Origin of the sequence: Micromonospora sp. CPCC 205558, assembly GCF_036902955.1 — a bacterium.
Classification (GTDB): domain Bacteria; phylum Actinomycetota; class Actinomycetes; order Mycobacteriales; family Micromonosporaceae; genus Micromonospora.
In genome coordinates this window covers 447,796-469,099 of sequence record NZ_JBAKHR010000005.1, presented here as the reverse complement: position 1 = coordinate 469,099, position 21,304 = coordinate 447,796, and the positions used below count along the sequence as shown (strand labels likewise).

Here is a 21,304-nt window from a genome sequence, read left to right as displayed (position 1 = left end):
TCAGGGGCATGACGGTTACGGATCCCGCACGCAGAGGTGTCGGACTCGCGCACCACCGTGTTCGCCCGTTGAGCAGGAGCGCGACGGCCTGGTGGTCTATCTGGACGGGCGGAGACGCCTTCGATGGTGCGGCCGCCGTGTAGTTCGAGGTCGAGTTGGCCTTTGAGGGTGTCGTTGACCGACTCGATGAGCTGCCTGATCGGTTTGAGCAGGGGTGATCAGCCCACGCGGTGATGCGCGATTGTCAGGTCTGCGAGAACCAGTTGAACATCCGCACTGGCAGGAGTACGAGAACGACGGTCGCGGCGACGGCCAGCAGAACGCGCACCGTGCGAAGACCTCGCCACCACGGGATAGCCCAGAGCAGCAACCACATGGCGCCTGAGATGACCACATGTGCGCCGACCACCCCGAGGCTGGTCTCCTCGCACATGTTTTCAGCCATGGCCTCCTCGCACAGCGCCGGCGGCCCGTTGTGGTCCCCGAGGCTTCCCAGCACCCCGACGAAGCAGGCCAACACTGGGGCCGCTACCAGGGTGAACAGCGGCGTCACCAACCACCCGGCGAGATCACGGTGCCGGTCCACTAGCCGTCCCACTGGCGGAACGCTACAGAACGGGTCCCCTTCCTGCTGCCCATGCGGTCGTTGTTCAGCACCTGAGCTGACCGCCTCACACTTGTCGATCGTTGGCGTCACTTCGTCCTGGACCAACCGGTCCTCGTTCATGCCGGCGAGACCATCTGGGTCGAGGACGGCCATCTCCTGGTGCAGAGGACCGGAGGGGTAGTTGATGCTCATCCCGGCTTCGTGAACCGCTGAATGTCGGTGACCGAGAGGATCGAGCCTTTTCAGGCCGCGAAGCGCTGATGCATGCATAATGAATGCATGGTTGCTCTCCAGATTCGTGACGTGCCGGAAGAAGTGCGAGACGCCTTGGCTGCCCAAGCCAAGGCACGCGGGCAGTCCCTTCAGGCGTACCTGCTGGAGTTGGTGGAGACGCAGGCCCGACGGCTGCGCAACACGGCGACCCTCGATCGCTTCGCCGGCCGGTCCGATGGCACTCGCGCCCTTCCGGGGGAGAGTGCCGCCGAGCTGGCAGACCAGCGGGGGCAGCGGGGTAGCGCCGCATGATTGTCCTGGACGCCTCAGTCCTGGCTGATGCTTTGGTCGACGACGGGCCGGTAGGCGACGCGGCACGGGCGGAACTGACCGCAGATCCGCACTGGGCGGCACCAGGACATCTTCTGGTGGAAGTCATGTCGGCGATCAGGGGCAAGGTCCTCGGTGGCAAGCTCGGCCCTGCCCGCGCTCAAGAGGCCGTCGACACTCTGCCTTCACTGGTCATCGACGAGGTTGAGATCTCGGGTTTGCTCGACCGGATGTGGCAGTTGCGGAGCAATGTCACGGCGTACGACGCAGCCTACGTCGCGGCGGCGGAGTCGATGTCCTGTCCACTTGTGACCGGAGATGGTCGGCTCGCCAAGGCCAGCGGTGTCCGCTGCGAAATCCGACTACTTGCACCGTCCTGACGACGGCTGCCACGGATCATCGGCCCCGTGCCTGGACGCCTTGGTACGAGGAGGAACCGGGGGGTGTGTCAGCGCGTGTCACCTCGCTGAGGAGCGCAAGCGTCTCGGTCTGCCCCAGCGGCAGGTGGCCGAACGGATAGGGTCACACCCTCCAGGTGAGCCAGATCGAGAACGGCGATCTTGAGGCTAACGAGATGGCGCCCGACTCTGAGCCGGTACGCAGGAGCACTAGACGAGTCCTAACCAGGCTGGGCTGTGGGTGCAGCCGGCGGTCTGCGGTGTCCGCTGCGACGCCCCGTCGGGGCGGACGCGGTCGCGAGCGGTATACCTCCGGCTCGGGTCGTGCACCAGTCAGCCGGTGGCGCGGTAGAGCTTCACCCCGCCGCTGGCCTCGGGTGGGCGGGTCAACCGCGCGGCGGTGACCCGCCCGCCGGTCAGGTTTGGTACAGCACCGCCCGGTAGCCCCACAACGCGGCGACGATCAGCACCGCGATCCCCACCGCCAATCGCCACCAGCGGCCGTGCGGGCGGGCGAGGGCGACGACGACGGTCGCCACATACAACACCGCGACGACAGCCGTCCAGAGTGTCGCGGTGGCCACCCGATCGGCGATCCGGCAGCCGGCAGGCGCGGGCAGGACGGCCGCGCAGACGTCAAAGCGCGGCACGGCCAACCACCAGAAGCCCGCCGCGGCAGCCGCCGCTATGACGGTGGCCGCCGCGACCCCAAGCCACGAGCGGACGCGCACGGGCATCCTCACCTCCGCCGACTCGTTCATAGCCGGAACGATATTCGTCGGCCTCGCCGTGGACCCACAGCCAAGACGACCCGCTGACGCCGATGCCACCCGACAAACGGCAGACCGGCTGACCAGGGGAACAGCTACCCGACCGGTCATCCACGATCCTCTAGCCAGAGGCTGGTCGGGGAGGCGCGGTTCTGTGATGAATGCGAAGATCCCCTATATGAAGCCAGCCAAGAATCCGTGGTGGCAGATGGCAAAGACGCCGAAGCAGGGTCTCATCAGGGGAGGTATCTGGCTTCTCCTGGCCGTCGGGTGGGTGTTCGTGGCCATCGGAAACCCCACGCCGTGGCGTTGGGTGTTTGCCGCACTGTGGGCAGCCTGCGGTGTGGGCTACCTGGTGTCAGCCGTGTTGCTGCGGCGACGGCAGCGTGCGACTCAGGATAGGGCAGGGCCAGACGGCGCGTTCCGTGCCGATTGAGCGCGATCCGCCAGCAGCGACCTGGCGCGGCTGGCGGCGGCGTACGACAATCTGAAGACCCTGGCGCGGTCACCCGCCGAGTCGATCAGGTTCAAGGAGCTGAGCAGGCATGGAATCTAACGCCTGGCGCACGTCGAGCCGTTCCGGCAACAACGGCCAGTGCGTGGAGGTTCGTGACCGGCGCGTCAGGTTCGACGTTCGCGACTCCAAGGCGCTCGATGCCGGGATGCTGAGCTTCGCGCCCGCCGCCTGGGACTCGTTCGTCGACACGATCAAGACGAACGTCTGCCACCCCTGAACAGGCATGGTTCACGGCACCCGCATCGAGTTGCTCGACTGCCTGGCTGAGGCAGTCGGGTCCGTTACCGTCACCCACCCGACGCGGGTTGCCGTCGACGGACCGCCCGCCGCCGGCAAGACCACCCTCGCCGACGAGCTCGCTGTCGTCTTGCGGGCACAGGGCCGTGACGTCATCCGCGCCACGATCGACGATTTCCTCTTCCCCCGGGCGCAGCGTTATCCGCGCGGCGAGTACTCGGCCGAGGGCTGCTACCACGACGCCCACGACTATCACGCGCTGAACCGAGTCCTACTCGACCCGCTGGGGCCGGGCGGAGATCGACTCTTCCAGCCCGCGGTCTACGACCACACCGCTGACGCTGTGTTGTCCCCGCCGGTGACAACTGCCCCACCCGACGCCGTGCTCGTGTTCGACGGCGTCTTCCTCCTGCGCCCGGAGTTGCTTGACCGGTGGGATCTGCGCGTCTTCGTGTCGACGGCACTGGAGAAGACAGTGGATCGTGCCGTGGTCCGGGAGCGTCAGTTGTCGACTAGGGCCGACGTCGAACGGCGTTGGCGTGAGCGGTACATCCCCGCCCAGCAGCTCTACTTCGCCACGGTCCGCCCGGCCCGGCACGCCGACATCGTCGTGCACAACGACGAGCCTGAGCTGCCGGTCTGGGAGCCTGCCTGACACGGACGGTCAGGCACAGCATCGGTTCAGGGCAGCACACGATAGGTCACGTGCAGGACCGAAGTCGCTGCACGTGCCGTCACCTGTTCGAGGTTCAGCGGCGGGACGCCCTCGAACAGCCGGACGCCGGCGCCGAGGGTGAGCGGCACGATGTGCAGCCGCAGTTCGTCGACTAGGCCGGCGGCAAGGTACTGGTTGATGGTGGTCGCACCGCCGTGGATCAAGATGTCGCCGCCACCGGCCGCGGCGTGCGCCTGCGCGAGCGCCGCCTCGATCCCGTCGGTGACGAAGTGGAAGGTGGTGTCGCCAGCCATCGGCTGCGGCTCCCGTGTGTGATGGGTGAGCACGAACACCGGCTTGTGGAACGGTGGGTCGTCACCCCACCAGCCGTTCCACTGCCGATCCCATGCGCCGCGCACGGGGCCGAACATGTTGCGCCCCATGATGACGGCGCCGGCGGCATTGATCTGGTCGACCTCGGGCCGGTTCTCCTCGCCGAAGTCGAACATCCAGGCGTGCAGCCCACGGCCCCAGCCGTCACCGCCGTCGTCGCCGAACGGGCGTTCCTCGGTCTGGTTGTGCCCGGCCGAGTACCCGTCGGCGGAGATGGTCTGGTCGGCGATCACCTTGCCGGTACGTGTGGTCACTGCGCTCTCCATTGACGACTCATTGGCGTTCGGTCAGCCTACGACCACCCTCGATCCCGATCGCGCATTGCGGCGATGGCACCTACTGCCCGGCGGGTGTCGCCGCAGGGATGGGCTCCCTGCCTGGTGCGCCGCACAGCTCGCCTCGTGCCCGAGCCGGTACGTCGATGGCGGACATCGCCTCCCGGTAGCGTCGGTATGCCTGTGCGGCCTCGCCGTGCCGGCCCGCAGCCGCCAACGTCCGGATGAACTCGCCGTGCACGCCCTCGTCGTGGGGTTCCAGTTCGAGGGCGCGGCCGAGGTGTCGGATGGTCTCGTCGATGTCGTCGGCGTCGCGCGCCAGCGAGGCCAGCTTGCGTACCACCCGCAGGTAGACCCGACGTGCCTCCTCGCGGGTCGCTCGGGACCAGTCGTCGTACGGCTCGTCCTCCAGGAAGTCGCCCCGGTAGCGCTGTTCGGCGAGGAGGAGCGTGGCGCGTGCGTCATCTGTCGCACCGTGCTCGGCCAGGCGGAGGCCGTGCGCCGATTCGGCGAAGAACTCCTCGACATCCAGCTCGACGTGACCGACGTCGAGCGCCAGGCTGGGGTGCGCGGCGATGATGAAGTGATCGGTCGACGTACGGCGCTCCGGGTCGAGCACGCCACGGAGGGTGGACAGGGCCACGGACAGCCGGTGGCTGACCCGGTCCGGGTCCTGGGCGGGCCAGAGCATTTCGCCGAGCTGCTCCCGGGGCACCGCGCGACCACGCCGGGCGGCGAGGATGCGCAGCAGGTCCCGGGCCTTACGGGACTGCCACGCCGTGGCCTGCACCTGTGAGCCGGCAACGAATACCTCGAAGCGCCCGAGGGTGCGGACGGTGACCTGGGCGACGCAGCGGGGGCGCTGCCGGTCGAGTGTCGGCGGCGGTACGCCGGCACTCGTCAGCCGCTCGACGGCCAGCCGGGCGTCGACGCGTTCCTGGGGATCCGCCCCCGGCAGCCGGCTGAGCAGCACCGCGAGTCGGTCCGCGGCCACCGCCGACCTGATGTCGCGCAGGGTCGCCGCCGCCTCCCGCCAGGCATGGCGGGTGTCGTCGGAGTCGACGCTGGCGGCCCCGCGAAGCTCCAACGCCTCGGCGAGGGCCGCACGGTCACGGTGCAGCCGGGCGGCGGTGGACGCCAGCAGCGCCACCTCGGCGGCCCGTTGGTGGTCGCCGAGCTCCAGTGCCACCCAGCCGAGCGCGAGCCGGGCGGTCGCCGAGTCCGGGCCGCGTTCCAGCTCGACGGCCCGTTGGGCCAGGGCGACCGCCGTGGCGCCGTCCTCGGCGGCCAGCACACGGGCCAGTCCGGCGAGCGCCGGCACCTGGATCTGGAGATCGTTGACGGGTTCGCTGGCGCGTAGCGCCTCCTCGTACGCCGCGCGAGCCAGGTTGGTCCGGCCCCGCAGCGCGTGGACGTCGCCGATACCCACCAGCGGGTACGCCACCTTGCGGGACCCCATGCGCTGCAGGAGCGGTACGGCGCGTTCGTAACACGCGGCTGCCTCGGCGAGCCGACCGAGGTGGAAGTAGGCCGAGCCCTCGTTGCAGAGCGCCAGCGCGAGCATCGCGGCGTGCCCGTTGGTCTGGGCCAACTCCACCGCGGGTCGCACCTCGGCCAGCGCTTCGAGGTATTGACCCTCGCCGACCAGGGCGGACGCGCGGTTGGCGCGGATGCGGGTCACCTGGATGGTGTCGCGGGCAGCCTCGGCGGCCCGGAGCGCCTTCTCGTGATGTTCGTCGGCTGCCGGTCGGTCACCGCGCAGCTTGGCGTCGAGGGCGAGCGCGGTGTGCGCGGCGGCGAGTGCGGCGTCGCCGCCGACGGCTGTCGCTGCGGCGAGGGCGCGTTCGGCGTTGTGCCGGCACGCCTCGATGTCCCCGGTCGTCCACTGGGCCGAAGCGGTCCAGGCGAGCAGTCGGGCGTTGTCGGTGGACGGGTGCGGGTCGAGCACACCGCGTCGGAAGACCTCAAGGGCGGACTGCGGTTCGCCGCGCAGGTAGTGCACGAGGCCGTACTGCCAGGCGAGCCCGGCGGCGAGGGAGCCGCGGTGCTCGTCCAGCGCCGCGTAGACGGCGAGGGCGGCGTCGAAGTCGCCGCGCATCTGTAACGCCTCCCCGTGCAGCAACCGCAGGCCGTCGGACCGGGCGTGCTCGGGCAGGGACTGGACGGCGTCGATGACCGCTTCCGTGCCGCCAGAGGCGAGCAACTGCGCGCCGTGCTCGGCGAGGATCAGCGCCGTGGCGTCCGCGACACCGGACTTCCCGTACGACCGGAGGGCCGGGGCGAGGTACCCGTGCTCGGCGTACCAGGCTGCCGCCGTGGCGTGCAGGCGTTGTGCCGCCGCCGAGCCCAACGGGAAGCGGCGGCGGGCGACGCCGGCGACGACCGGCACCATCCGGTACGCGGGCGGTCCGCCCCCCGGCACCGGGACGAGGATGCCGCCGCGGGCCAGTTGGTCCAGCCGGTGGGCGCTGTGTCGGTGGCCGAGGAATCGGCTCAGGTCGGGGTGGATCGGGTCGAGGTGCGCCGCGTCCCGTAGCAGTCGGTGGACTTCGAGCGGCAGCTCCGCGAACACCTCCCGCACGAGATAGGACTCCAGTGGTGTCCCCGGCTCGGCCGGGTCGTCCCAGTCCGTGCCGGTGGCAGCGGCCGTCCGCGCGGCCAGGGTGACAAGCGCCGGCCAGCCACCGGTCTCGGCGTGGACGCGGGTCGCGAGCGCCGGATCGGTCAGGCCGTGATCGGTGGCGAGTACGGATGCCACCTGCTCGGGTGCGAGTCGGAGATCTGCCGGGCCGTACTCGGTGAGCAGGCCCGACTGCCGATGGGACAGCGTTGGCGGGTGGCGGGTCACCAGGACGACCCTGAGCTGCGGGGGGAGGCGTTCCAGCGAGTCCAGCAAGGTCTGTAGCCGGCGGCGGGAGAGTCGCCCAACGTCGTCGAGGACGAGCCAGCTCGGTTCGTCGACGCGCAGGTCGATCGTGGCACCGAGGGTGGCGAGCCACTCTGGCCCGGCCGTCGCCAGCGCCGCGACGTCCGCTCCGGCGCACCACCGCACCGGGCGGTCGCCCAGCCAGGCCCGCACGGCGAAGGTCTTGCCGTAGCCGGCCGCGGCGACCACGACGGTGCACCGGCGGCTCCATTCTCGATCCGTCGTGGCGTTCATCGGATGCCTTCCGGTCGACGCTGGTCCAGTTTCATTGGGCGCTGCGCGGGAGGCCGTGCGTACGCGAGCGTCGCCGTTACGACACCGAATCACCGCGTCTTTGACGCCACCTTGACGGCGCTCTGAACCTCGCCTCGAAGGATGTTCCGGAAAGACACGCAGAGGGGCGGCCCGTCCGGGTCCGCGTCTCGCGTTCGATCGGATGAGGAGTTGTGATGGTACGAATGCTGTCGGGGCGCGCACTGCTCGCAGTGCTGGTCGTCCTGCCGACGGTGGCCGCGTGGAACGCCGCGCCGGCCAGCGCCGCCGGGGGGCCGAGTTCAGCGGTGTACGACGACGAGCCCGTGGACCGCGACACCGAGCTGGCGCGGCTGGGCTACCGAAACGGTGTGCGGGTGGTGTTCTCCCGCGACGAGCTGTCCGGGGACTGGGGCCTTCGTCAGGACGGCGAGATGGGCCGCAACGCGCCCCTGGAGTACGACGACAAACAGAGCATGTTGCAGACATACCTGACCATCACGCCCCGGTCCGTGCCGGTGCCACGGGAGCTGCTGTCGGAGCCGCCGGCCGGCACGCCGACCCCACCGGAGCTGGCCCACCGGACCATCGCCGCGTCCCCGGTCGTCGCCGACGATCTCGCCGTGCCGACGTCGGGTGGCATGGCCACGGCGGCGGTGAAGACCTGCTGGGACCTGTACTGGAACACGTACAACTGGCTGGAGCTGCCCGGATACCCGAACCCGGGCACAGTGTGGCACCCGACGAAGACGTACTACTCGTCCGACTTCGGCGGCATGAAGATGTACTCCTACAGCTACCTCGCCAACTGCGGCGGGTACGCCCGGCACCGGATCTACTACAAGTCGGCCGGCGACTACTACAAGCACCACGACTACGAGGTGGCGTACGCCCACTGGCAGGCGGTCAAGAAGGGTTCGGTGCACCGCTACCGCAAGGTGCACTACGACGGGGCGGCGGGGGACACCCGCAACGGCAAGTACACCGGCTAGCCACCCGGGCGACGGTGGGTCTGCGCCACGCCCACCGTCACCCGGCCGGGCCGTGGATCGTGTCCAGTCCGCGACGAACAGAGCGAGGTCGCCGGGCTGCGGATTTAGCCTGATTCAGTGATCTCGATGGTTGGCACGGGGGTGCGGGTCAGGCTGCTCGGGCCGGTGGAGGTGGTCGTCGCCGGCAGTCCGCAGGCGGTGAACGGCCTGCGCCGCAAGGCGGTTCTGGCGACGTTGACGCTGCACGTGGGTCGGGTGGTCAGCGTCGACCGGCTCATCGACGTGGTCTGGGGCGACCACCTGCCGGCCACCGCGGCGAACACCTTGCAGCGTCACGTCTCCTACCTACGCGGGATGCTCGGCGAGCCCGGGTCGATCGTGGCGCGCCAGCCCGGTTATCTGCTCGACACCGGGCCGGACTCCACTGATGTCCAGGCCGCCGAGCGCCTCATCGAGCTGGCCCGGCGGTCGACTGACCGCAACGAGCAGGTGAAGCATCTGACGGCCGCGGTGGCGCTGTGGCGGGGCCCACCGCTGGCCGACGTTGCCGGGTCGGCCTGGCTTGAGGAGCAGGCGGAACACCTGGCACGTCTACGGTTGGAGGCCGAACGGTCGCTCGTCGAGGCCCGGTTGTCAATCGGTGAGCACGCCGGGCTCGTCCCCGGGTTGGAACGGCTGGTCCGGCAGCACCCCTTCGACGAGCACCTGCACGCGCAGTTGATGCTCGCCCTGTACCGCGACGGCCGACAGGGCGAGGCGGTCGCCACGTACCGGCGGCTGCGCGACAACCTGCGGGAGAACCTGGGCCTCGACCCGGGGCCGCGGCTACGGGATCTGGAGTGCGCCATCCTGCGCCAGGACACCGCGATCGCCGCACCCGCACCGGTTACGGCCGCTCCGGTGCCGGTGGCGGCGCAGCTGCCTCCCCCCGTACCCACGTTCAGCGGACGTGCCGCGGAGCTCGCCGCCCTCGACGCGCTCGTCGACCGGGGCGGCGCGGTCGTGGTGTCCGGGACCGCAGGCGTCGGCAAGACCGCGCTCGCCGTGCACTGGGCACACCGGGCGGCCGCACGTTTCCCCGACGGGCAGCTCTACGTCAACCTGCGGGGCTTCGACCCGGCCGCCACACCGACCGAACCGGCACGAGCGCTGCACGGTTTCCTGGAGGCGCTCGGCGTGCCGGCGGCACGGATGCCGACCGACCCGGATTCGATGGTGAGCTTGTACCGCACGACGGTGGCGGGCAAACGACTGCTGGTGGTGCTGGACAACGCCCGCGACTCGGAGCAGGTCCGGCCGCTGCTGCCTGGCTCACCGAACTGCCTCGCGATCGTCACCAGCCGCGACCAGCTCATCCCGCTGGTCGTCACCGAAAGCGCCCAACCGGTGCCCCTCGACCTGCTGAGCCCGGGTGAAGCCCGCGACATGCTGGTCCGCCGGCTCGGCGAGCGTCAGGTCGCCGCCGAACCCGCGGCGGCCGACGACATCGCCGACCGGTGCGCGCGACTGCCCATCGCCCTGGCCATCGTGGCGGCCAGAGCCGCCACCAACCGGCACTTCTCGTTGGCCGCTGTCGCCGGTGAGCTGGGCGACCTGAACGCCTTCCACGCCGGTGACGAGGCCACCGACGTGCGGGCGGTCTTCTCCTGGTCGTGCCGGACGCTCAGCCCACCCGCGGCCCGGCTGTTCCGGCTGCTGAGCCTGCATCCCGGCCCGGACGTATCCGCCCCGGCCGTGGCCAGCCTGGCCGACGTCACCGGGCACGCGATCGGTCCCCTGCTCACCGAGCTGACCCGGGCGAATCTCTTCACCGAGCACACCTACGGGCGTTACGCGTTCCACGACCTGCTGCGCGCGTACGCCGCCAGCCTCGCCGAGGAAACCGAGCCGCCGGGCGAGCGTCGGAACGCCGTGCACCGGCTGCTCGACCACTGCCTGCACACCGCGCACTCCGCCGACCTCGCACTGCACCCGCACTTCAGCACGATCAGCGTCCCGCCACCGCGCGCGGGAGTGCTGCCGGAACGCCCCAGGAACCGGTCCGCCGCCACGGCGTGGTTCACCAGCGAGATCCCCGTCCTGCTCGCCGCGGTGCCGCTCGCGGCACGGTCCGGGTTCGAGGGACACGCCTGGCGGCTCGCCTGGACCATGGCCGGCTTCCTGCACCGACAAGGGCACTGGCAGGACTGGCTCGGCACGCAGCGGATCGCGCTGGCCGCCGCGTCCCGCATCGGGGATCAGGCAGGGCAGGGCCACGCGCACCGCAGCCTCGGTCTCGCCTGCTCCCGGCTCCGTCGGTACGACGAGGCCGACGACCACCTGCGGCGTGCGCTCGACCTGTTCACCGACGTCGGCGACGACGCCGGGCGAGCACACACCTGCCTGAACCTTGGTCAGCTGGCGGAGCGGCAGGGCCAGCACCAGCAGGCGCTCAACCACTCCCGGCGGGCACTGACCCTGTTCCAAACGACGGGAAACCGGGCGGGGCAGGGCTACACCCTCAACGCGGTCGGTTGGCAGGAAGCGTTGCTCGGCAACTACCACAGTGCCCTTGTCTCGTGCGGCGAGGCGCTGCGGATGTTGCAGGAGGTGGACGACGTCCAGGGGCAGGCCGACACCTGGGACAGCCTCGGCCACGCCCATCACCAGCTCGGCGACGATCGGCGAGCGATCGCCTGCTACGAGCACGCCCTCGAACTCTTCACGCAGGTTCACGACCGGTACGCCGAAGCGAGCACGTACGTCAATCTCGGCGGCAGCCACCGGGCGCTCGGTGACCTTGGTGCCACCCGTGCCGCGTGGCGGCAAGCCCTGACCATCCTCGACGAGCTCGGCGATGCCGACGCCGACTCGATCCGCGCCAACCTCCAACAGCTCGACACCACCCGACAGCGCTGACGTACCCCGCTTTCAGCGTCGTTTCCGGGCCGCTTCAGCGCGGCCCGCCACTCTTCGGACACCAGTTTCTCCGCATCAGAGAATGGAGCGTTCGATGAGTCGTTTGGCACACCGCCTCGCGGTGATCGGGGTGGTCGGCGCGATGGTGCTGGCCGTGTCCTCCACCGCCGTGGCCCAGACCGTCAAGCCGCCGCAGAAGGGCACCGACTGCGTGGTCGAGCACGTCGACGAGCGCGGCGGCGTCGTCCGTACCGAGACCGAGCGTGAAGGCCGGGAGTACGGCCCGTTCCGCTGCGTCGGCGGGCAGTGGACGTTCGCCTGGGCGCCCTTCGCGGCAGACGACATGATCACGGCCAGTGAGATCCAGGTCGATCCGGCCGGTGCCGTGTCGGTCCGGCGGTTCGCCGGGCCCGCGCTCGGCTACGACCTCACGGTGGGTGAGATGGCCGGCATCGCCCGAGCCCTCAGCGGCAGCCGGGAGGTGTTCTTCGACCGCGCGATCGTGGCGGTCGACGACGGCAAGGAGCGGACCCCGGAGCAGATCCGGGCACTGCTGGCCGGCAAGGACGACACCGGGGTACGGGTGCTGGACATCATCGACAAGCCGAACGCCGCCATGTCGACCAAGGACCTCATCGACGAGGCCGGCGGCACCCCGGAAACGACGGTCGTCTACTTCAGCATCTGGGGCGCGATCAAGGCGGCGGTCGCCTGGGTCGTGGACAAGATCGGCGAGATCGGCGAGTGGATCGACGACCACTGCGACTGGGGGTTCCCAAACAACACTGGCGACATCGTCACGTGTCGCTGGTAGCCCGTCCCACCCCGCCGATACCGATCACGGAAATGAGGACAGCATGACAACCCTGCGGGACATCACCAGACGCGCCACCATCGTCACGACCGCCCTGATCGTCGGGCTGACCGCTTCGTACGCCCCGTCGCAGGCCGCCGAGGGGGAGGCCCGGACGACGATCACCGACCACCCCGGCGCGCCGGCGACGATGCTTCAACAGTTCGAGGACCTGACCGGCCGGCCCGTCGGCGACCTGGACAAGGTGTTGGCCGTCGACACCGGCGGGCGGAACCTCACCGGCGACCAGCTCGAAGCGCTCGCCACCGGTAAGGAGGTCGACGGTGTCAAGGTCGTCGGCACGATTCCGGGCAGCCGGGACGTCCTCGGCACGACCATGGCCGACCTCGCCGACGGGGCGTACGACGGCAAGGGTGACGGCGGGACGGCGACCTCCCTGCTCTTCGCTTCATCCACCCCGGACGGCCGGGAGTGGTGCCTGACCATGTGCGTCGCGTCGGGCAAGTCCGTCTGGGAATGCCTGCTGTCGCGCCGGACGGGCGAACTGATCCTCACCCTCGGCTTCGCCGGCAGCACCACGCTGGGCGAGACGAAGGCCGCCTTCGAGAAGGCCAATGGTGTCGCCGTCGAAGGGCCGTACAGCGTGGACACGCTGATCGGCGACCGCGAGCCGTCGGCGGACGAGATCAAGACGCTCCTCGACGGCAAGGACATCGAGTCGATGCGCCGAGTGGCGACAGTGGACGGGCCGGACCCCGGGTGGGCGCTGGTCGACCTCGCCGAGAAGTCCGGCGTCGTGTACGCGAAGACCAAGGGGCACCTCTTCAGCCTCAACCTTCCGTTCCTCGGCAGGTTCCTCGTGTTCTGCGTCTCGCAGGACAACGGAAAGACCTGGAAGTGCTCGGCCAAGAAATGGGGCGGGTTCTGACGGGTAGGCCGCCCACGCTCCCGCTCCGCATCGACCGCACCGGTCGGCGCGGAGCGGGTTCCGCCTTTGCTGCCATGACTATGAGGTGCGTCCGCGTTCGGCCGCGTCGACCAGTGCGCCGAGACGATAGCGCAGGGCACGCGCTTGGCCGATGGACAACGCCACTTGGCCGGAGGCCGCGCTGTCCGTCGCGGTCATCACCACCATGGGCTCGGCCGCTGGATGGGTTGTCTGTACCAACCCCAGGGTGACGATCGACGCCTCGAGTCGGTTGGTGTCCACGTCCGAGATGCGGGACCGGTGTTCCCCGCCTCGATCGCACCCGTGGCGGCCACACCATCCGGGGTGGCGTTCGTCCGCCGCCAGTGTCCCGGTGGGGAAGACGTGCACGAACCCGCAGCGCCGTTGCACGTTGCCCTGACGCAACGGCCGGCGGGCCGGCCTCCACCGGAGGTCCGGCCCGCCCAGGCGAGGGTCTGATCGCCGCCACTCACGACACGGCGGCGACGGCCGCCGTTCGGGTGGCGGTGACCCGGCGGCGGCGGACCGGGTACATGATCGGGTGCGCGATGCTCCAGGCCGCGCCCGTGCAGACGAACTCCTTGTAGCGGGCCGCCAGCTTCCCGCTGAGGAAGGCCGGCTTGGCCCGGTCGTCGGCGGTCACGTACTGGATGATGCCGTCGCGGCGACCGAGGCTGATGCACTGGTTGAAGTAGCGCAGCGGGGCCTTCGGGAACTTCGTCTGGCCGGTCAGGCGCGCGGCGATGGCGTCGGCGGCCTGCCAGGCCATCGGGATGCCCGAGGCGCAGGACATCCGCAGTGGCTTGCCCCCCGGGCCTTCGGCGACGGCGGCGTCGCCCACCGCGTACACGTCGGGGTGCGAGACCGACCGCATGCTGTCGTCGACGACGATCTGCCCGGTGTCCGCGACCGCCAGGGTCGTGGCGGCGGCGATGGGGTGCACGGCGAAGCCGGTCGTCCAGACCGTCACCTGGGCCGGGATCTCCCGACCGTCGCGGGTGACCACGCCTGTCGCCTGGACCCGCGCGACGTCGGTGTGCTCGTGGACGGTGATGCCGAGCCGGTTGCAGACGCCGCGCAGGTGCTGCTGGGCCTTCTCGTTGAGCCAGTCACCGAGACCGCCGCGGGCGGCGATCGCGACGTCGAGGTCCGGCCGGGCTTCCGCGATCTCGGTGACCGCTTCCAGACCGGTGAGGCCCCCGCCGACGACGAGCACGGTCCCGCCGGCCGCGAGGTGGGCGAGACGATCGCGCAACCGCAGCGCCGACGGCCGGCCGGCGATGTCGTACGCGTGCTCGGCGACCCCGGGAACGACGTGGTCCGCGGCGGTGCTGCCGAGGGCGTAGACGAGCGTGTCGTACGTGATCTCGTCGGTGCCGTGGTCGTCGGTGAGCGCGACGGTCCTGCGGTCGGCGTCGACGGCGGTGACCCGTGCCAGTCGAACGTCGACGCCGGTGCCGGCGTAGATGTCGGTCAGCGGACGGTGCTTGAGGTCCTGCCCGGTGGCGACCTGGTGCATGCGGACCCGCTCGACGAAATCGGTGTCGGCGTTGACGACGGTGATCTCGGTGTCGTCAGGGTGCAGCCGCTTGGCGAGGCGACCGGCGGCGATGGCTCCGGCGTAGCCGGCTCCGAGGACGACGATGCGGTGCTTCATGGTGGCACTCCTGTCTCGGTGGTGGTCGCTTCCTGAACCGAGCAGCGACGCGATTCCTGACAGGAGTTGGCTATGACCTGGATCACCAGATGTGGAGTGGTTCCCCGTGCTCGGAGGCGGACCACTGCCGGGTGGCGCGGTCGAGCTTGTCGGGGTTGACCTGGTTGTGGATCGAGGTGATGCCCTCGGGCGTCACCTCCAGCGACATCACGCCGATGACCCGGTCGTCGACCACGACCACCACCGCCGGCGCGCCGTTGACGGTGGCGACGTGCACGGCGGGGCTGCCACCGACCAGGTCCCTTTTGACGTCGGCGGGCTTGAACAGGCCACGCAGGAACTTCGCCACCGCCAGTGCGCCGACGATCGGCGCCGTCCGGGCCGGGATCTTGCCGCCGCCGTCGGCGGTGCTCGTCGCGTTGTCGGTCAACAACTCCACCAGCCGCTGGATCTCCCCGTTGTTCGCCGCGGTGAGGAACTCCGCGACGACCTTCCGGGCGGCGGCCAGGTCGACCTCCGTGCGGGCCCGCTCCGCGGTGACGTGCTGCTTGGCACGCCGGTACGTCTGCTGGCAGTTCGACTCGGTGATGCCGAGGATCTCGGCGATCTCACCGTGCGAGTAGCCGAAGGCCTCCCGCAGCACGTACACGGCGCGCTCGTTGGGCGACAACCGCTCCAGCAGGGTGAGCACCGCCATCGAGACCGATTCGCGCTGCTCGGCGGTGTCCAGCGGGCCGAGCATCCGGTCCCCGGCGAGGACCGGTTCGGGCAGCCACATGCCCACGTACGTCTCCCGCCGGGCCCGCGCCGAGGTCAACTGGTTGAGGCACACGTTGGTGAGGACCTTCGTCAGCCACGCCTCGGGCGTCTCGACGTGCTCACGGTCGGCGGCCTGCCAGCGGAGGAAGGTGTCCTGGACGGCGTCCTCGGCGTCGCTGGCCGAACCCAGCAGGCGATAGGCGATCGCCTCCAGGCGACCCCTGGAGTGCTCGAACAGCTCGACCTCGTCCGGACTGAGCGGCATGACTAGACAGTATCCAGGCGCACGGCGAACGGCTCAGAGCTGGCTCGCATTCGGGCGGGAAACCCGGCTCGGCTCCCGTCGACCCACGTAGAAGATCAGCCCGGCACACAGCAGTACGAGCGCCAGCGGCACCAATACGGGCGCGAGGCCCCGCCAGACCGGCCACGTCGGCTCAGACCATCCGTACGCCATCAGGCCCAGCCAGGTGTAGACGACGCCCGGGAGGAGGACGATCGTCACAAGCGTGCCAACCAGTCGGGGTACGGGTGGACGTTGCCGCCCCACCAGCCAGAACAGCGCCGCTCCAGCCGCGGCGCCCAGGGCGGTGGCAGCGAGCGTGACGGCGACATAGCCATCCGGCACGGCTGGCGTGAAGCTCAGGATCGCCATGCCGTCCACCTGGGTGAGCGTGGCTGTCAGCCCGTCCCGCTCGGCCCGCCAGCCATCGCATGGCGTGCCCGTGACCCGGTGACTGCCCTGCCAACCCAGCGCGTTGGCGTTGCGCTGCACCAATTCGGAGTGCCCGCAGGTGGCAGTGTCGCTGTAGTGGAATCTCGCGTACGCCGAGCCGAAGTCGTCGGGGACCATCACCCCGTAGCGGTAGTGGTGGCCGAGGTCCGACCCGACTGATTCGGTGCCGGGAAGCAGCTCCGCCGCCATTCCCTGTGCCTGGTCGACGCTGAATGGCGCGGTGCCGCGGCCGGCGTACCAGGAGCCGAGGCTCAGGCCGACCGTGCCGAACAGCGCTGCGCCGAGCAGGACCATCGCGACCTGCCGTAGGCGATATCTCACTGGTGACCCCTTCGCTTGTGCGGAGGAGCGTAGCCAAAGCGAACGAGCTGTGGCGCCCGGCGAGAGGGGCCGCGAGCGCGGGGTGGTCGTACCCGCCGGCTCGCCTTCCAGGCCACCCATCCGGTACGCGGGTGACCCTGGTCAGCGGCTCGCCGGGCCCGTTCCAGCCCTCAGGCGCGGCGCGGCCGGCGTCTCGTCGTGCGGCGTCGACCGGCGGCGGAACGTGGCCACTACGGCGGTCAGGCAGATCGCCGCGGCGGCCATGAGCGGCGGGCGGGCGCCGAGGTGGACGGCCGCGGAGCCGAGGGGGATCGCCACGACGAGCGGTCCGAACATTGCGGTGTTGGCCGTCGCGGAGACCCGCCCCAGCAGCGCCGATGGCGTGTGGGTCTGCACGGCGGTCACCGCCGCGACCAGGGTCCCCGGCAGCCCGACGCCGGCCACCACCGCCCCGAGGACAGTGGCCGGCCACCACGGCAGGCAACGCGCCAGGCAGCCGATCGCGAACAGCGCCGTCCCGACGACACCGACGGCTATGGCACCTCTGGCCGCGATGAGCCGGCCGACGATCAGGCCACCGAGAATGGAACCCGCGCCCTGCGCGCTGGCCAGCACACCCAGGAACGTCGTCGGCAGTCGTAGTTCGGTCACGACGATCGCGTAGATCCCCGCCGTAGTGAAGCCGGACATGGCGATCGACACCGCGGCGAGCGCCACCGGCACACGTGTCGCCCGCTGTCCGAACAGGACCACCAGTCCGGTACGCGGGCTACCGCCGCGTTCGGTGCGCTGGTCGGGGGGCGTCCGGTTCAGGCGGAGCACCGCGTACAGGACGGCGACCAGGACCGGCATGGCCGCGCTGAGGACGGCGACGGCGTGGCCGCCCCGCCACGTGTAGAGGCCGGCCCCGGCGAGGGGAGCGACGAGCTTCATGCCCTCCTGGGCGCTGGAGCGCCATCCGTTGACGTCGCCGAGTTCCGTGGGTGCGAGCGCCGACGGCAGCAGCGCCGTCTCGCCGGCGTCGATCAGCACGTAGCTGACGCCGTAGGCGCACGAGACGGCGAAGACGAGCCAGGTCTGCCCCGGCCCCCGCACGGCGAGGAGTGCCAGCAGGGCGGCGGCCAACATGAGGTTGACGGCGATGACCAGCGGCCGCCGGGGCACCCGGTCGAGCAGACCGCCCAGCCACGGGCCGGCGAGCACCGGGGCGTACACGCAGAGCCCGGCGAGGGCGGCGAGGCTGGTGGAACCGGTGAGGTCCAGGATCCAGATGCCGGCGACCAGGGACATGGCGCTGCTGCCGAAGCCGGACAGCAGGGAGATCGCCACGAACAAACCCGCATTGCGACGCATGAGCGCTCCGAGTTGAGTCGAGGTGACTCACATCCTCAAGCTTGAGCGTGAAGCGGGCAATGCGGCTGTGCCGCGTCAACGGAACGTTGACAGGGTGATGTCGATCTTCGTCGCGGCGGTCCGTGCGGGCGAGGGCAGTCGCTCGCCCGCGTCGGCGAGATCGGTGGCGAGGTGCAGGGCCAACGCGTACAGCGAGCCCGGAGCGGCGTCCAGCGCGGCGTCCACGGTGCTCCGCACGAGTGCCGCTCGACGAAATCGGCTGTCCCACCGCTGATCGGCACCGATCCAGCGGCCGAGGTCGGCCACCGCCGCCCGCAGCGCCGCGATCTGCGGAGGCAGGCGGTGATCGAGCTGCTGCCGCCGCGACCAGCGCGCCGCCACCAGCCGCTGTCGACGCTGCTCGGCGGCCTGCCGGCTACCGAGCCCGAGTGCCGTCGCGATCTGGGCCCACGTCGCACCGCCGTGGCGCGCGCGGTCGATGATCTCCAGCTCCTGCTCGTCCAGGCGGGCGCGGGTAGCGCGAACCTCCGCCAACCGAGCCAGCTCCGACGTCATCTGTCAACGTTACATTGACACTATCGAGGCCTCGGCGGTGAACGTCCTGGGTGCGCGGACCATGAACACGTCCACCGGATCCTCGGTGTCGAGGGCGAAACCGTGCCGCTCGTACAGCCGCCGGGCCGGGCTGCCCCGCAACACGTCTAGCCGGACCAGGGTGCCGTCACTGTCGCAGCGGTCCAGCAGATCCCGCAGCACGGCCGTGCCGATGCCGCTGCCCTGAAGATGCGGAGCCAGGTAGAAGTGCTCCAGCCAGTGGGCGTCCCCGTCGGGCCGCAGGGCCACGCAGCCGGCGAACGCGCCGTCCACCTCGACGATCCAGGTGTACGCCGGCGCGAAACCGTCGCGCAGGCGCTGCCGCACCCGCTGGTCGTCGTACCGCCCGAGCCGCTCCAGATCGGCGCGCAGCACCACCGCCCGCAACTCGGCCACCGCCTCGACGTCCGCCATCGAAGCCGGCCGGATCTCCCAGTCCGCCATGATCAATAGGCTATCGGGGCTCGGCGCTCGGGCGTTGGCGCAGCCCGGCGACGAGGAGTGCGACCACGCGACGCGCGTCGTACCGGGGATCGCCGGCGCCGATGCAGAGATTGCCGACCCCACGCATCAGCTCGTAGGCGGTCACATCGGGCCGGATCTCGCCTGCCGTGGCGGCGGCGTCGAGCAGTTGGGCGCACACCGGGACGAGGCGGTCCAGGAAGTAGGCGTGCAGCTTCTCGAAGGCGGCGTCGTCGGACTGTAGTGCCTCGGCGAGGCCGTGCTTGGTGGCCAGGAAGTCGACGAAGAGGTCGATCCATTGGGCGAGGGCGGCGTGCGCGGTGCTGCTGTCGGCCAGCAGTGCCGGGCCAGCCTCGGCGCACGCCTCGACCTGGTGCCGGTAGACGGCGACGATGAGGTCGGCGCGGGTCGGGAAGTGGCGGTAGATCGTGCCGACGCCGACACCCGCCCTGGCGGCGATGTCCCGGACGGGCGCGTCCACGCCGGAGGTGACGAAGGCCGAGGCGGCGGCGTCCAGCAGCGTCGCCTCGTTGCGCCGGGCGTCGGCCCGCTTCCGCGGGGTCGATCGTCCTGATCCGCTGTCGATGTCGGGCATCGCGCGTTACCTCCGTCACTTGGCAAACGGAACGCTGTTCCGTATCGTTCTTAGCGGAACACGGTTCCACTTGCTCAGGATGCCAGAGCGGGTGGGCCAGTGCCACCTCAACCCTTCCGTGGAGGAACAGCCATGCGGTACCGCACTCTGGGGCGCACCGGCGTCCAGGTCAGCACCCTCGTACTGGGCGCGATGAACTTCGGCACACTGGGGCACACCACCCAGGCCGAGGCGACGGCGATCGTCGACTCGGCGCTGGAAGCCGGAATCAACCTGATCGACACCGCCGACAGGTACAGCCAGGGCGAGTCGGAGGAGATGGTGGGCAAGGCCATCGCCGGCCGCCGCGACGACATCGTGCTGGCCACCAAGGCGGGCACGCCGATGGGTGACGAGCGCAATCAGACCGGCAGCTCCCGCCGCTGGCTGGTCACCGAACTGGACAACAGCCTGCGCCGCCTCAACGTCGACCACGTCGACCTCTACCAGATCCACCGGTGGGACCCGACCACCAGCGACGAGGAGACCCTGTCGGCGCTGACCGACCTGCAACGGGCAGGAAAGATCCGCTACTTCGGCGCCTCGACCTTCCCCGCGTACCGCCTCGTGCAGGCCGAGTGGACCGCCCGGGAGCACCACCTGAGCCGGTACGTCACCGAGCAGCCCAGCTACTCGATCCTGCAGCGAGGGATCGAGGCCCACGTCCTGCCGGTGACCGAGCAGTACGGTCTCGGTGTGCTCGCCTGGAGCCCGCTCGCCTCGGGCTGGCTCTCCGGCGCGATCCGGGCCGGCCGGGAGATCACCACCAGCCGTTCGGCGGTCCTGCCCGCCCGCTTCGACCTCAGCATCCCGGCCAATCAGGCCCGGCTCGACGCCGTCGAGCGGCTGGTCACCGTCGCCGACGAGGCTGGGCTCACCCTGATCCAGCTCGCCCTCGGCTTCGTCACCGCGCACCCCGCCGTGACCAGCGCCATCATCGGCCCCCGCACCATGGACCACCTGCACGCCCAACTCGCCGCCGCGGACACCGTCCTCACCGCCGACGTGCTCGACGCGATCGACGCGATCGTCGCACCCGGCGTCGACCTCGCCGCAGGCGAGAAGTTCGACACCCCGCCGGCCCTGCTCGACCCGGCGCTGCGGCGTCGCTGAGCCGTCAGGTGCGGTGGTCGATGGTGATGTCGGGGTGTCCGGGGCGGGATCGCCGCACAAGCCACGCCACCGACCCCCACAAAGGTCCCTCTCGTAGCCGCGCATCGAGAGATCTTGGACAGTTTCCGTTACGGCCTAACGGAAACTGTCCAAGATCTCTGGCCAACTCTTGGTTGGACGACGCCGGCCGCCTCCGCTGGATGCAGCGGCGTCGATTGGACGACGCCGGTCGCCTCCACCCGCCTCTTCGCCTGGCTGATCGTGGCGGGACGGCGGGCACGACAAGCGCCGCCACCACTGCCGCGAGCGAGGTGACGGTCAGCATCTCGAACCCGTGAGTGAACCCGGAGCGACTGCAGCATCGCGAAGAAGCCGGCGCCGGCCGCGAGGATGGCGAATGTGGTCCGGTAGGGGGTACGGGTGGTGGTCCGAGCCACGAAAAGACTCCA

At 70.4% G+C, this 21,304-nt stretch carries 22 protein-coding genes and 1 pseudogene; 10 read left to right on the top strand and 13 right to left on the bottom strand.

Annotated elements, in window-relative coordinates:
• Window positions 1–104: 104 nt before the first annotated feature.
• A pseudogene (locus V6U86_RS07255) lies at window positions 105–200 on the bottom strand (IS982 family transposase); the annotation flags it as partial.
• A gap of 44 nt (window positions 201–244) precedes the next feature.
• Window positions 245–598 (bottom strand): hypothetical protein, encoded by a 354-nt coding sequence (locus V6U86_RS07250; RefSeq protein ID WP_334499844.1) that lies wholly within the window; start codon window positions 596–598, stop codon window positions 245–247.
• 288 nt (window positions 599–886) lie between these two features.
• On the opposite strand from V6U86_RS07250, the gene V6U86_RS07245 reads away from it, so the two are divergent.
• Window positions 887–1,132, top strand: a complete 246-nt coding sequence (locus V6U86_RS07245; RefSeq protein WP_334499842.1) for a FitA-like ribbon-helix-helix domain-containing protein — start codon at window positions 887–889, stop codon at window positions 1,130–1,132.
• Window positions 1,129–1,530, top strand: coding sequence for a type II toxin-antitoxin system VapC family toxin (locus V6U86_RS07240; RefSeq protein ID WP_334499839.1), 402 nt, complete (start codon window positions 1,129–1,131; stop codon window positions 1,528–1,530). Before V6U86_RS07245 ends, V6U86_RS07240 begins: the two co-directional genes overlap by 4 nt.
• Window positions 1,531–1,964: 434 nt before the next feature.
• Here V6U86_RS07240 and V6U86_RS07235 read toward each other — a convergent pair whose 3' ends face one another.
• Window positions 1,965–2,309, bottom strand: a complete 345-nt coding sequence (locus V6U86_RS07235; protein WP_334499836.1) for a hypothetical protein — start codon at window positions 2,307–2,309, stop codon at window positions 1,965–1,967.
• A gap of 166 nt (window positions 2,310–2,475) precedes the next feature.
• On the opposite strand from V6U86_RS07235, the gene V6U86_RS07230 reads away from it, so the two are divergent.
• The 3 genes from V6U86_RS07230 to V6U86_RS07220 all read left to right on the top strand — a co-directional run bounded on the left by V6U86_RS07230 (window position 2,476) and on the right by V6U86_RS07220 (window position 3,727).
• A complete protein-coding gene (locus V6U86_RS07230) occupies window positions 2,476–2,754 on the top strand; it encodes a hypothetical protein (protein WP_334499834.1) in 279 nt (92 codons plus the stop codon).
• A gap of 109 nt (window positions 2,755–2,863) precedes the next feature.
• Complete coding sequence (locus V6U86_RS07225) at window positions 2,864–3,052, top strand: DUF397 domain-containing protein (protein WP_334499832.1); 189 nt, start codon at window positions 2,864–2,866, stop codon at window positions 3,050–3,052.
• Window positions 3,053–3,058: 6 nt separating this feature from the next.
• Entirely contained in the window at window positions 3,059–3,727 is a 669-nt protein-coding gene (locus V6U86_RS07220) for a cytidylate kinase family protein (protein WP_334499830.1), read from the top strand.
• Between the two features lie 26 nt (window positions 3,728–3,753).
• On the opposite strand, the gene V6U86_RS07215 is transcribed toward V6U86_RS07220, so the two are convergent.
• Together V6U86_RS07215 and V6U86_RS07210 are read right to left on the bottom strand one after the other, a co-directional pair.
• The gene (locus V6U86_RS07215) at window positions 3,754–4,374 is read right to left on the bottom strand and encodes a dihydrofolate reductase family protein (protein ID WP_334499828.1); all 621 of its coding nucleotides are present in this window, start codon (window positions 4,372–4,374) and stop codon (window positions 3,754–3,756) included.
• Window positions 4,375–4,456: 82 nt separating this feature from the next.
• Entirely contained in the window at window positions 4,457–7,555 is a 3,099-nt protein-coding gene (locus tag V6U86_RS07210; protein WP_334499826.1) for a BTAD domain-containing putative transcriptional regulator, read from the bottom strand.
• A gap of 215 nt (window positions 7,556–7,770) precedes the next feature.
• On the opposite strand from V6U86_RS07210, the gene V6U86_RS07205 reads away from it, so the two are divergent.
• The 4 genes from V6U86_RS07205 to V6U86_RS07190 all read left to right on the top strand — a co-directional run bounded on the left by V6U86_RS07205 (window position 7,771) and on the right by V6U86_RS07190 (window position 13,205).
• Window positions 7,771–8,565: a hypothetical protein gene (locus tag V6U86_RS07205; RefSeq protein WP_334499824.1), complete on the top strand. Its 795-nt coding sequence runs from the start codon at window positions 7,771–7,773 to the stop codon at window positions 8,563–8,565.
• Between the two features lie 126 nt (window positions 8,566–8,691).
• Complete coding sequence (locus V6U86_RS07200) at window positions 8,692–11,463, top strand: AfsR/SARP family transcriptional regulator (protein ID WP_334499949.1); 2,772 nt, start codon at window positions 8,692–8,694, stop codon at window positions 11,461–11,463.
• A gap of 94 nt (window positions 11,464–11,557) precedes the next feature.
• Window positions 11,558–12,277: a hypothetical protein gene (locus V6U86_RS07195; RefSeq protein ID WP_334499822.1), complete on the top strand. Its 720-nt coding sequence runs from the start codon at window positions 11,558–11,560 to the stop codon at window positions 12,275–12,277.
• Between the two features lie 43 nt (window positions 12,278–12,320).
• The gene (locus V6U86_RS07190) at window positions 12,321–13,205 is read left to right on the top strand and encodes a hypothetical protein (RefSeq protein ID WP_334499820.1); all 885 of its coding nucleotides are present in this window, start codon (window positions 12,321–12,323) and stop codon (window positions 13,203–13,205) included.
• 78 nt (window positions 13,206–13,283) lie between these two features.
• Here the strand turns inward: V6U86_RS07190 and V6U86_RS07185 are convergent, their stop codons facing one another.
• The 8 genes from V6U86_RS07185 to V6U86_RS07150 all read right to left on the bottom strand — a co-directional run bounded on the left by V6U86_RS07185 (window position 13,284) and on the right by V6U86_RS07150 (window position 19,703).
• Window positions 13,284–13,487 carry a hypothetical protein gene (locus V6U86_RS07185; protein WP_334499818.1) on the bottom strand — a complete coding sequence of 68 codons (204 nt, stop codon included), beginning with the start codon at window positions 13,485–13,487 and terminating at the stop codon, window positions 13,284–13,286.
• Window positions 13,488–13,695: 208 nt separating this feature from the next.
• Entirely contained in the window at window positions 13,696–14,883 is a 1,188-nt protein-coding gene (locus V6U86_RS07180) for an NAD(P)/FAD-dependent oxidoreductase (protein ID WP_334499816.1), read from the bottom strand.
• 82 nt (window positions 14,884–14,965) lie between these two features.
• Window positions 14,966–15,907, bottom strand: a complete 942-nt coding sequence (locus V6U86_RS07175) for an RNA polymerase sigma-70 factor (RefSeq protein ID WP_334499814.1) — start codon at window positions 15,905–15,907, stop codon at window positions 14,966–14,968.
• Between the two features lie 33 nt (window positions 15,908–15,940).
• On the bottom strand, window positions 15,941–16,699 hold the full coding sequence (locus tag V6U86_RS07170) for a hypothetical protein (RefSeq protein ID WP_334499812.1): 759 nt from the start codon (window positions 16,697–16,699) through the stop codon (window positions 15,941–15,943).
• A 141-nt stretch (window positions 16,700–16,840) separates the two neighbouring features.
• Complete coding sequence (locus tag V6U86_RS07165) at window positions 16,841–18,052, bottom strand: MFS transporter (RefSeq protein WP_334499809.1); 1,212 nt, start codon at window positions 18,050–18,052, stop codon at window positions 16,841–16,843.
• 75 nt (window positions 18,053–18,127) lie between these two features.
• The gene (locus V6U86_RS07160) at window positions 18,128–18,607 is read right to left on the bottom strand and encodes a hypothetical protein (RefSeq protein WP_334499807.1); all 480 of its coding nucleotides are present in this window, start codon (window positions 18,605–18,607) and stop codon (window positions 18,128–18,130) included.
• A 9-nt stretch (window positions 18,608–18,616) separates the two neighbouring features.
• Window positions 18,617–19,090, bottom strand: a complete 474-nt coding sequence (locus V6U86_RS07155) for a GNAT family N-acetyltransferase (RefSeq protein ID WP_334499805.1) — start codon at window positions 19,088–19,090, stop codon at window positions 18,617–18,619.
• Window positions 19,091–19,100: 10 nt separating this feature from the next.
• Window positions 19,101–19,703 (bottom strand): TetR/AcrR family transcriptional regulator, encoded by a 603-nt coding sequence (locus tag V6U86_RS07150; RefSeq protein ID WP_334499803.1) that lies wholly within the window; start codon window positions 19,701–19,703, stop codon window positions 19,101–19,103.
• A gap of 132 nt (window positions 19,704–19,835) precedes the next feature.
• On the opposite strand from V6U86_RS07150, the gene V6U86_RS07145 reads away from it, so the two are divergent.
• Window positions 19,836–20,855, top strand: coding sequence for an aldo/keto reductase (locus V6U86_RS07145; protein ID WP_334499801.1), 1,020 nt, complete (start codon window positions 19,836–19,838; stop codon window positions 20,853–20,855).
• The last annotated feature ends 449 nt before the right edge of the window (window positions 20,856–21,304 follow it).

What these genes read in the sequence shown, in the direction of transcription:
- V6U86_RS07145 (WP_334499801.1), top strand. Translation starts at nt 19,836, where the DNA reads ATGCGGTACCGCACTCTGGGGCGCACCGGCGTCCAGGTCAGCACCCTC.
- V6U86_RS07225 (WP_334499832.1), top strand. Translation starts at nt 2,864, where the DNA reads ATGGAATCTAACGCCTGGCGCACGTCGAGCCGTTCCGGCAACAACGGC.
- V6U86_RS07180 (WP_334499816.1), bottom strand. Translation starts at nt 14,883, where the DNA reads ATGAAGCACCGCATCGTCGTCCTCGGAGCCGGCTACGCCGGAGCCATC.
- V6U86_RS07155 (WP_334499805.1), bottom strand. Translation starts at nt 19,090, where the DNA reads ATGGCGGACTGGGAGATCCGGCCGGCTTCGATGGCGGACGTCGAGGCG.
- V6U86_RS07220 (WP_334499830.1), top strand. Translation starts at nt 3,059, where the DNA reads ATGGTTCACGGCACCCGCATCGAGTTGCTCGACTGCCTGGCTGAGGCA.
- V6U86_RS07205 (WP_334499824.1), top strand. Translation starts at nt 7,771, where the DNA reads ATGGTACGAATGCTGTCGGGGCGCGCACTGCTCGCAGTGCTGGTCGTC.
- V6U86_RS07190 (WP_334499820.1), top strand. Translation starts at nt 12,321, where the DNA reads ATGACAACCCTGCGGGACATCACCAGACGCGCCACCATCGTCACGACC.
- V6U86_RS07210 (WP_334499826.1), bottom strand. Translation starts at nt 7,555, where the DNA reads ATGAACGCCACGACGGATCGAGAATGGAGCCGCCGGTGCACCGTCGTG.
- V6U86_RS07200 (WP_334499949.1), top strand. Translation starts at nt 8,692, where the DNA reads ATGGTTGGCACGGGGGTGCGGGTCAGGCTGCTCGGGCCGGTGGAGGTG.
- V6U86_RS07245 (WP_334499842.1), top strand. Translation starts at nt 887, where the DNA reads ATGGTTGCTCTCCAGATTCGTGACGTGCCGGAAGAAGTGCGAGACGCC.
- V6U86_RS07175 (WP_334499814.1), bottom strand. Translation starts at nt 15,907, where the DNA reads ATGCCGCTCAGTCCGGACGAGGTCGAGCTGTTCGAGCACTCCAGGGGT.
- V6U86_RS07235 (WP_334499836.1), bottom strand. Translation starts at nt 2,309, where the DNA reads ATGAACGAGTCGGCGGAGGTGAGGATGCCCGTGCGCGTCCGCTCGTGG.
- V6U86_RS07195 (WP_334499822.1), top strand. Translation starts at nt 11,558, where the DNA reads ATGAGTCGTTTGGCACACCGCCTCGCGGTGATCGGGGTGGTCGGCGCG.
- V6U86_RS07230 (WP_334499834.1), top strand. Translation starts at nt 2,476, where the DNA reads ATGAATGCGAAGATCCCCTATATGAAGCCAGCCAAGAATCCGTGGTGG.
- V6U86_RS07240 (WP_334499839.1), top strand. Translation starts at nt 1,129, where the DNA reads ATGATTGTCCTGGACGCCTCAGTCCTGGCTGATGCTTTGGTCGACGAC.
- V6U86_RS07160 (WP_334499807.1), bottom strand. Translation starts at nt 18,607, where the DNA reads ATGACGTCGGAGCTGGCTCGGTTGGCGGAGGTTCGCGCTACCCGCGCC.
- V6U86_RS07150 (WP_334499803.1), bottom strand. Translation starts at nt 19,703, where the DNA reads ATGCCCGACATCGACAGCGGATCAGGACGATCGACCCCGCGGAAGCGG.
- V6U86_RS07165 (WP_334499809.1), bottom strand. Translation starts at nt 18,052, where the DNA reads ATGCGTCGCAATGCGGGTTTGTTCGTGGCGATCTCCCTGCTGTCCGGC.